We start from the raw sequence: 7,340 nt of genomic DNA, 5'->3' as shown, positions 1-7,340 counted from the left end.
TGAACCCATTGCGAATTCATCCATGTTCACTTTACCCAGCGTTACAAGACCAGCTGCTTTGGCTTTTGCCACGACAGTTGCATCGTAAGGTGAAATGAAGTTATCGAGCATTTTTGAACCAGCAGTGGTTTTAATTCCTTTGGTACAAAAAATATCTTTATGCGCAAGTGGAATACCTGCAAGTGCATGTGCATTACCTACTTTGAGCGCAGCATCAGCAGCATCGGCTTCAGCTAATGCTTGTTCTGCTGTAACCGTCACATAACTCTTTACTTTTGCGTCAATTTTGGCAATACGTTTTAAATAATGTTCAGTCAATTCGCGTGATGAAAATTGGGCTTGTTTTAAGCCTTCAGAGAGCTCACGGATGGATAAACGATGTAAATCTGTCATATGAAAAATTTCTTTACATTCTAAATATAAAATATGAGTTAATTGAATAAAAATTATTCAATTACGCGAGGTACGAGGTATAAACCTGCTTCTGTAGCAGGGGCTACCGCCTGATATTCATCACGGTGATTGCTTTCAGTCACCACGTCTGCGCGTAAAGGCTGAGGGTTGTCAAATGGGCTCTTTAAAGGCTCAACATCATCGGTATTAATGCCTTTTAAGCTTTCCATCATGCCAAGGATTTTATTTAAACTTTCAGCATATTCAGCTGATTGCGCCTCGTTTAAAGATAAACGAGCAAGGTGTGCAATTGCTGAAACGGTCTGTGCATTTAAGTCCGTTGTCTGCTGAGCATCTGATGATGTAGACATAACTTTACCTAATTCAGTATCAAAAAATTGCAAAATATCGTGCGTTATAATAAGCGATTGACTTGTTCAAAGCATCACATTTCGTTAAAGTTGCCACCTTGCATCCATACAAAGTTTAATTGGGAACGTCCCCGTGATTCTAAAACGACTAATTGGCCTGTTTTCGCCGGATTTAGCCATTGATTTAGGTACTGCAAATACGCTTATTTATGCACCAGGCCGTGGCATTATATTAAATGAACCTACTGTTGTGGCGATTCGTCATAGTGGTTCGCAAAAAATTGTTGCTGCTGTAGGTCTTGATGCTAAACAAATGTTAGGTCGTACACCAGCGAATATCTCTGCAATTCGTCCGATGAAAGACGGTGTGATTGCTGATTTCGAAGTAACTGAGACCATGTTGAATCAGTTCATCGGCAAGGTACATGAAAAGCGTTTGTTCCCGCCAGCGCCGCGTGTTGTAGTTTGTGTACCATGTAAATCAACTTTGGTTGAGCGTCGTGCTATTCGTGAAGCCGTATTTAATGCTGGCGCACGCGATGTCCGCTTGATCGAAGAACCTATGGCTGCTGCGATTGGTGCTGGTATGCCAGTTGAACAAGCGTGTGGTTCGATGGTTGTTGATGTTGGTGGCGGTACCACTGAGATCGCGATTATTTCATTACAAGGTTGTGTATACGCTGATTCTTTACGTATCGGTGGTGATGTATTTGATGAGCAAATCATTAACTACGTTCGTAAAGCACACGGTTGTGTTATTGGGGAAACCACAGCTGAAGTGATCAAAAAAGAAGTAGGTATGGCTGTTAACGACGGTAAAACACTTGAAATCGAAGTGCGTGGCCGTAACTTGGCAGAAGGTGTACCTCGCGCAATTACGGTAACTTCTGACGAAATTACCCAAGCGATTGCTGACCCATTACAAAGCATCGTAAGCGCTGTTAAATCAGCACTTGAACAAACACCTCCTGAGCTTTCTTCAGATATCGCTGAGCGTGGTATCGTGTTGACAGGTGGTGGTGCATTACTTCGTAACTTGGATAAGTTGCTCGCACAAGAAACTGGTTTACCAGTGATTGTTGCTGATGATCCTTTAACTTGTGTCACTCGTGGTGGCGGTAAAGTTTTAGAATTCTTTGACAACCCAAATCACGACATGCTTTTTGTTGGTTAAATCATAAGGACTAGGCGGTGCAACCGAATCTTTTTTCAAGACAACCGCCATCTTTTCGCTCATTTGTCATTGCGGTCATTACATGCTTGGTTGTGCTTTTCTTTGATTGGCGCATGCCTTATGTAGTCAAACCAGCAAGGGATGTGCTTTATGCAGCGTATAATCCAATTTATGCGCTTGCGAGCTATCCTGTATTGTCGCGAGAATGGCTCAACCAACAAACCAAATCAGAAGCTCAATTGCGCCGTGAAAACACCGCAATGCAAGCTGAGCTATTACAAGCACAAGTCCGTTTACAAAAGCTTTCTGAGCTTTCAGCTGAGAACAATCGCTTAAGAGGTTTATTAGATACGCCATTAATTATCGATGGTCGTATGCAAATTGCCGAAGTGATTGGAACGGATGCTGATCCATTACGCCATATCATTATTATTAACCGCGGTGCAGTTGATCACTTAAAAGTGGGGCAAACTGTACTGGACGATAAAGGGATTATGGGGCAACTGGTTGATGTTTACCCGCATAGTTCTCGTGTCATGCTTCTTTCGGACAAAGAACATTCTCTATCTGTACGTTTAGAACGAACTGGAATGCGCGCAATTGTGTCTGGAACAGGTGATCTAGGTCAGCTGAAGATGGATTATGTTGCGACCAGTGCTAACGTTAAAGTCGGCGATAAAGTTTACAGTTCGGGCTTAGGTGAGCATTTCCCTGCTGGCTATTTGGTGGGTACAGTGTCGAAAGTGAGTCGTCATACCTCAGGTGAGTTTGCTGAAATTGATGTTAAACCTGCGGCACAGCTTGCCAGTGGTCATCATGTTGTCGTGCTATTCTCAGAGTCTTTAGCGCAGGAGCAACCTTATGCCGATCGCTAAATTAAACTACGAGAAACGTAAAGATCCGCTTTGGATGATCATTCTCTCGATCGTTGCAGGGTCGGTATTGATGGTTTATCCAGTATCCTACGAGACAGCGGGTTGGCGACCTTCTTTCATGTTAATGATCCTGTTGTTTTGGATACTTTACCAACCTGTTTGGTGTGGTGTTTGGTTTGCATTTGGTATGGGGATCTTTGTTGATCTACTTTTGGATGCGCCATTAGGGTTAAATGCGCTGAGCTTTGTACTGATTACCTTTGCAACACGTTATTTTATTCGTGAGCGACGGATTTTGACTTTTGGTAATTCTTGGGTGATTGCTGCATTGGCTGTCATTGCACACATTTTATTTTTATGGGTGAGTCAAACCATTGCTGGTACTCATTTTTCGATTGCGCGACATTGGCAACCCGTGATGACCAGTGTGTTAGCATGGCCATTGGTTTATTATTGTTTACATAAATGGCGCATATAATTTTAGCTTCGAGTTCACCTCGTCGAAAAGAGCTTCTTCAACAACTTGGGTTGGCATTTGAAACCTTTAGCCCAGATGTAGATGAATCTATTTTAGCAGGTGAATCAGTTGAAATTTATGTTAAGCGTTTAGCACACCTTAAAGCTGAAACTGTGCTACAAAGTTATCCTGATGCTATTGTGATTGCTGCAGATACCAGTTTAAGCTTTGATGGCCAGATTATTGGGAAGCCTGAATCAAAACAACATGCTTTTGATATTTGGAGACAATTATCTGGACAATGGCACGATGTTTTTTCAGGTGTTTGTGTTGCAACAACGACGGAAAGACGAAGCATCGTCGTTCAAACACAAGTACAGATGATGCAATTAAGCCCAATAGAAATGGAAAAGTATTGGGCAACAGGTGAGCCAGTCGGAAAGGCTGGGGCATATGCGATACAAGGAGTAGCGGGGCAATTTATTCCTCAAATTCGGGGAAGCTACAGCAATGTTGTTGGCTTGCCTTTATATGAGACAGCACAGTTATTAGAAAGCGTTAAAGCATCAAGCTGACACTTTCGGGTATAAGAATTTTTATAAAGTTTTGAGTTTGTTATGGCAGAAGAGTTGCTGATTAACGTCACGCCGATGGAATGTCGTGTGGCTTTGATTGAAAATGGTACGGTCAATGAACTATTTGTTGAGCGCACTGTAAAACGTGGTTTAGTGGGGAATATTTACAAAGGTAAAGTTGTGCGTGTACTGCCGGGTATGCAAGCTGCTTTTGTAGATATTGGTTTATCTAGGACTGCTTTTCTGCATATTAATGATATGGTGTGGTCGCGTTCGCAGCCGACACCGAATGTTTTTGAACTCCTGCATCCGGGGCAGACGCTCACCGTTCAAGTGATGAAAGACATGCTAGGAACGAAAGGGGCTCGGCTTAGTACAGATCTTTCAATTCCTTCTCGTTATCTTGTATTGATGCCTTATGGTAATCATATTGGTGTTTCTCAGCGTATTGAACAAGAAGAAGAGCGTGATCGTCTTCGTGGCATCATTGAACGTATTCAGTCTGAACATAATTTACCGGGCAGTGTCATTGTTCGTACTGCTGCTGAAGGTGTGGATGAAGCATCTATTGAACAAGATATGTGCTATCTCAGTAAGCTTTGGGAGTTTATTCAGCGTAAGCAAAAAGAAGTTGCGACACCTGAATTAATTTTTGAAGAATTGCCTTTACCTCAGCGTATAGTGCGTGATCTTGCCAGTAATGAAACTGCAAAGATTTATGTTGATTCACGTGAAATTCACGGTAAATTAAGCGAATTTGTGGATGAGTTTGTCCCAACAATACAAAATCGTTTAATCCATTATCCGGGTGAAAAACCACTTTTCGATTTATATAACGTCGAAGAAGATATTCAAAAAGCTTTACAAACACGAGTTGCGCTTAAGTCTGGTGGCTATCTGATGATAGACCAAACTGAGGCGATGACGACGATTGATGTCAATACTGGCTCTTACGTCGGTGGGCGTAGCTTAGAAGACACTGTATTTAAAACCAATATGGAAGCAACTCAAGTGATTGCGAGACAGCTACGTCTACGTAACTTGGGTGGAATCATTATTATTGATTTTATTGACATGCAAGAAGCTGAGCATCGTGAAGAGGTAATGCGTCAGTTTGAAAAAATGCTTGAAAGAGATCATGCGAAAACTAAAATCACTCAGGTTTCTGAGCTTGGTTTAGTGGAAATGACACGTAAAAGAACGCGTGAATCATTGGAACATTTGCTTTGTGAATCATGTCCAACCTGCCAAGGACGTGGTTATGTCAAAACAGCAGAGACAGTATGTTACGAGATATTTCGAGAAATCTTACGTTATGCCCGTGCATTTGATTCCAAGGGTGGCTTTACTGTCGTTGCGCATCCAGCAGTGATTGATCGCCTGTTAACTGCAGAAGCCCCAGCTGTCGCAGATTTAGAACATTTCATCAATCGTGTGATTAAATTCCAAGTGGAAAATCTGTATACGCAAGAGCAATACGATATCATTTTAAGCTAAAGTTGTAACAAGATTTCGCTTAAGCCTTGTTACAACTGAAATTTTACTTTCTATCACGAATTTTAAATACTAGATCTATAGAATTAGCCACAGACATCTTTGAGTGTCTTAGCGAAAATATAATGAGGTATATAATTATGAATGTTAGTGAAAGATTAGTGAATCACGGTTTTAAACATGTGTTGGACAGTAACCCTGTGAATACATGTTATATGGTTGATAGCCAAGGTAAAGAAGTTCAAATTACCACTGCAATGATTCGCTCAGCATGTCATCAGCTCTTACAGCGTTGTCGTACAATTAAGAAGTAAGGGGCTAACGAAAGCCCCTTAATTTTTTCTCTATCAATTTGCTACTTTTTCTCGTGGCAATTCAGAGATAGCAAGTTCAAAACGTTGAATCTCTTCTTCCAAGTGTGTCAGTAAGTTTTGCATCTTTGGCAAAGCATTGCGACATGCGATCAAACCGACTTCTAACTTGTCCAAATAACTGGTCATTGTGATATTCAATGCCTGACCATCCATTACGATAGAGGCAGGATAGAGTGCATCTAGCTTCGCACCATTCCAGTACAGCGGTTCACGCGGGCCGGGAACATTTGAAATGACAAGGTTAAATGCCTGACGCTTAGGTAACATGCCTGATGCAATATTTAATCCCGCTGGTCCATAGACAACTGCACTGTAGTTGAGAATTTCATTTGCAGTCATTCGGCTAAAACGTTGCTTTGAGTTTTGCACGCTACGACGAATAATCTCTAAACGTTCAATAGGATCTTCAATGTGAGTTGCTAGATTTGCCAGAATCATAGTAATACGGTTGCTGACATCAGAATCATCAGTACGTAAGGAAGCAGGTACCATCGCAATTAACGGTTTTTTCGGCAGACTATCTTGATTGATAAGATATTCACGTAATGCACCAGAACAAACTGCTAATACAACGTCATTAAGTGTTACGCCAAGCGTTTTAGCGATTAGACGAAAACGTTCCAACTCAAAAGATTGCGCTGCAAAACGGCGAGATGAACTAACACGTTGATTTAAAATTGAAGGTGGTGCTTGGAAGGTAGAAACATAATCAGGATTTTTACCAATTTCTTTGAAGATGGTCTGAGATAGTTCTTGCATGACTTTAGGCGCAACTTCAAGCTGAGACTTGATACCATCCATAATGCCTTTGATTTTGCTTACTGTTGGCGGCTTTGGTGCTTTTAAACGTTTGCCACGTTTTCCTTCTACACACCACAACGGAACAACGTGTTTTTCATTTGGGTCTTTTGAGAGAGACTTTTCAATCAGGCGCATACCTGCAACGCCATCTACCATCGCATGATGGATTTTAAAATACATCGCAAAACGATTGCCTTCGATACCTTCAATGATATCGCAAGTCCATAATGGTTTTGCACGGTCAATTAGAGAGCTATGTTGTTGAGAAATATAGACTAATAATTCACGAATACGCCCTGGATTCGGTAATGCAATATGACGGAAATGATGATCAATATCAAACTCTTCGTCTTCTCCCCAAAAGAGGCCATTGAGTTGATTATTAAATGGAGGAACAGGAATGCTTTTAGACTGACGAATATCCTGAACGAGATCATGTACGAACGTTGATGATGCATTCTCTGGAATCTCGAATAAAAACAAGCCGCCTACATGCATAGGTTGTTGCCTTTTTTCTAAGGACAGAAAAATAAAATCAATAGGGTGTAAAGGGCGCATAGCAGATATAGCCTCTCATTGCATTTTTTATAAGATACTTGTAGGGTCTGATGACGTTTCAACCATGCCTTGCGTTATAGGCTAAAACCACACAAGTGAGGCAAGAAATGCAGGCAATGGCGATTCCCTTGTCAAATTTCATAACGAAGTTTGGGGCAGTTTTAGCCATAACCCTATGGGACAGGGATATTTTTTGCCGCTACTGCGTTATGTCTTGCTCATTTAGAATGGTTAAATTTCGCAAAACATGCCTTGTATCGTCTAAAAA

General features: G+C 41.3%; 9 protein-coding genes. 6 read left to right on the top strand and 3 right to left on the bottom strand.

Translation table 11 applies throughout. The annotated features are described in order from the left end of the window. Both B4237_RS02400 and gatC read right to left on the bottom strand, forming a co-directional pair. Positions 1–393 (bottom strand): amidase family protein (locus tag B4237_RS02400; RefSeq protein ID WP_286941180.1); only part of this gene is annotated, 393 nt, incomplete at its 3' end. 53 nt (positions 394–446) lie between these two features. Next, on the bottom strand, positions 447–764 hold the full coding sequence (gatC, locus tag B4237_RS02395; RefSeq protein WP_004877106.1) for an Asp-tRNA(Asn)/Glu-tRNA(Gln) amidotransferase subunit GatC: 318 nt from the start codon (positions 762–764) through the stop codon (positions 447–449). 133 nt (positions 765–897) lie between these two features. On the opposite strand from gatC, the gene B4237_RS02390 reads away from it, so the two are divergent. The 6 genes from B4237_RS02390 (at position 898) to B4237_RS02365 (ending at position 5,653) form a co-directional block, all read left to right on the top strand. Then, positions 898–1,938, top strand: a complete 1,041-nt coding sequence (locus B4237_RS02390) for a rod shape-determining protein (protein WP_004877105.1) — start codon at positions 898–900, stop codon at positions 1,936–1,938. A 17-nt stretch (positions 1,939–1,955) separates the two neighbouring features. Further along, positions 1,956–2,813 carry a rod shape-determining protein MreC gene (gene mreC / locus B4237_RS02385; protein WP_004877103.1) on the top strand — a complete coding sequence of 286 codons (858 nt, stop codon included), beginning with the start codon at positions 1,956–1,958 and terminating at the stop codon, positions 2,811–2,813. Next, positions 2,800–3,291, top strand: a complete 492-nt coding sequence (mreD, locus tag B4237_RS02380; protein ID WP_278595395.1) for a rod shape-determining protein MreD — start codon at positions 2,800–2,802, stop codon at positions 3,289–3,291. Before mreC ends, mreD begins: the two co-directional genes overlap by 14 nt. Then, the gene (locus tag B4237_RS02375; protein WP_278595394.1) at positions 3,279–3,845 is read left to right on the top strand and encodes a Maf family nucleotide pyrophosphatase; all 567 of its coding nucleotides are present in this window, start codon (positions 3,279–3,281) and stop codon (positions 3,843–3,845) included. Before mreD ends, B4237_RS02375 begins: the two co-directional genes overlap by 13 nt. Positions 3,846–3,887: 42 nt before the next feature. Continuing rightward, positions 3,888–5,342 carry a ribonuclease G gene (gene rng, locus B4237_RS02370; protein ID WP_061525727.1) on the top strand — a complete coding sequence of 485 codons (1,455 nt, stop codon included), beginning with the start codon at positions 3,888–3,890 and terminating at the stop codon, positions 5,340–5,342. Between the two features lie 137 nt (positions 5,343–5,479). Then, complete coding sequence (locus B4237_RS02365; RefSeq protein ID WP_004775299.1) at positions 5,480–5,653, top strand: PA1571 family protein; 174 nt, start codon at positions 5,480–5,482, stop codon at positions 5,651–5,653. 33 nt (positions 5,654–5,686) lie between these two features. On the opposite strand, the gene B4237_RS02360 is transcribed toward B4237_RS02365, so the two are convergent. Further along, on the bottom strand, positions 5,687–7,072 hold the full coding sequence (locus B4237_RS02360) for a WS/DGAT/MGAT family O-acyltransferase (RefSeq protein ID WP_004877095.1): 1,386 nt from the start codon (positions 7,070–7,072) through the stop codon (positions 5,687–5,689). Positions 7,073–7,340: the final 268 nt, after the last annotated feature.

This window comes from Acinetobacter sp. UBA6526, from assembly GCF_002434875.1.
Classification (GTDB): domain Bacteria; phylum Pseudomonadota; class Gammaproteobacteria; order Pseudomonadales; family Moraxellaceae; genus Acinetobacter; species Acinetobacter venetianus.
Note: the sequence above shows the minus strand (reverse complement) of the source record. Positions and strands in the feature narration are given on the sequence as shown.